Genomic DNA, 1,694 nt, shown 5'->3' with positions numbered 1-1,694 from the left:
GCTCCCATACCATGGGTTTCAATATTAGCTTCATCCACTACATAAAAACCATATTTATCGGCTAATCTGTAAAAATGTGGATTTTTTGGGTAGTGGCTGCAACGAATCGCATTTAAGTTATTCTGCTTCATCACTTCCATATCAAGTTTCGTTAATTCTTCAGAAATAACGTGGCCTTCTGTATCACTATGGTCATGTAAATTAGCGCCTTTTATCAAAACTGGCATCCCATTTACTAAAAACTGATTGTTTTTAATAGTGATGTTTCTAAAACCAACTTTAATAGCCGTAGACTCTCCATTAACGGTTAATAAAAGCGTATATAAATTCGGCGTTTCTGCATTCCACGTTTTTACATTTGGTAAAATTTTACTGAAGTTAATAACGGTCCTTCCATTTTTTAAGGACACTTTTTGAGTATCGGAATACACTTCTGTAGTTCCATCTAAAAGTTGAACTTTCACATCTTTTTCTACTGCAGAACCTGAATTGTTATCTATTTTTAAATCAACTTTAAAAATGCCATCTTTATAATCATTTTCTAAGTCTGAGGTCACTCTAAAGTCTCTTAAAGTTACTTTTTCTGCTGCATACACATATACGTCACGCTCGATACCGCTTAATCTCCAGAAATCTTGGTCTTCCATATAACTAGCATCCGACCAACGCATCACTTGTACCGCTAAATCGTTTGTTCCTTCTTTTACGAAATCTGTTATTTTAAATTCAGCAGCTGTTTTACTACCTTCATTATAGCCAACCATGTTTCCATTTAACCAAACATACATGGCGCCACTTACACCTTCAAAGTGTAAATAAATATCTTTTCCATCCCAATCTTTAGAAATTTCAAATTCTTTTTTATAACTCCCATTATTATTTAAGTTATGAGGAATAAAAGGTGGGTTTGGAGGAAACATGTAAGTTCTATTCGTATAAATAGGAATTCCATGACCTTTAAGTTCCCAATTAGAAGGCACTGTAATGTCGTCCCAACCCTCTAAATTAAAGTCTGGCTTGTAGAAATTTGTTGGCCTTGCTTGTACGCTATCTGCGTAATAAAATTTCCATGTGCCATTTAAGGATTGGTATAATGAGGAATTTTTCCAACTCTCATTAGCTAAAGCCGATTTTTCATCTAAATATTTATAAAAAGAAGCTATAGGTTCTTCTCTATTTATTTGAAAGATTTCTGGGTTTTCCCATTCTGGATTTTCCCATGTTTCGGCTACGTAAACAGGCTTTTTTGTTTCTACTTGATGACAAGATAAAAATGAAACAATGGTGAGGATGATGATGGAGTACTTCGTCATGTTATTAATATTAGTAATTTATTATTGTTTTGATGTATGTTGATTTACTATGGCACTTTCTATAGTTTTACCTTGTTTCGTTATATATGCTTTTATAGCATAATTTGAATTTTCTTTAACTTTTGCATGTGGTATAAATACATGGAAAGACGTGCTTCCTTCTTCTTCTTGAATTCCTGGAATTTTAATATCTTCTACATTCAAATAAGAGACATTATTAATTACAACACCATAGGCATCATTTGGTTTTAGAGACATTTTATTTAATTTCACCTTAACCATATAACCTTCGCTTTGAGTTTCGATAAATTGAATGGTTATTTTCTCATTACTCTCCACTGAAAAAGCAGTAGCTATATTGGGATGAAAATTGCTTTCTCC

2 protein-coding genes are annotated in these 1,694 nt (G+C 32.8%); both read right to left on the bottom strand.

Annotation, left to right across the window (positions count from 1 at the left end; translation table 11 throughout):
• Window positions 1–1,313 (bottom strand): sugar-binding domain-containing protein (locus ACFFU9_RS12885; RefSeq protein ID WP_379861880.1); only part of this gene is annotated, 1,313 nt, incomplete at its 3' end.
• Between the two features lie 21 nt (window positions 1,314–1,334).
• Window positions 1,335–1,694: hypothetical protein (locus ACFFU9_RS12880; RefSeq protein WP_379861878.1), on the bottom strand; the 360-nt coding region annotated here is incomplete at its 5' end.

Origin of the sequence: Mariniflexile ostreae, assembly GCF_042427585.1 — a bacterium.
Taxonomy (GTDB): domain Bacteria; phylum Bacteroidota; class Bacteroidia; order Flavobacteriales; family Flavobacteriaceae; genus Pseudalgibacter; species Pseudalgibacter ostreae.
Note: the sequence above shows the minus strand (reverse complement) of the source record. Positions and strands in the feature narration are given on the sequence as shown.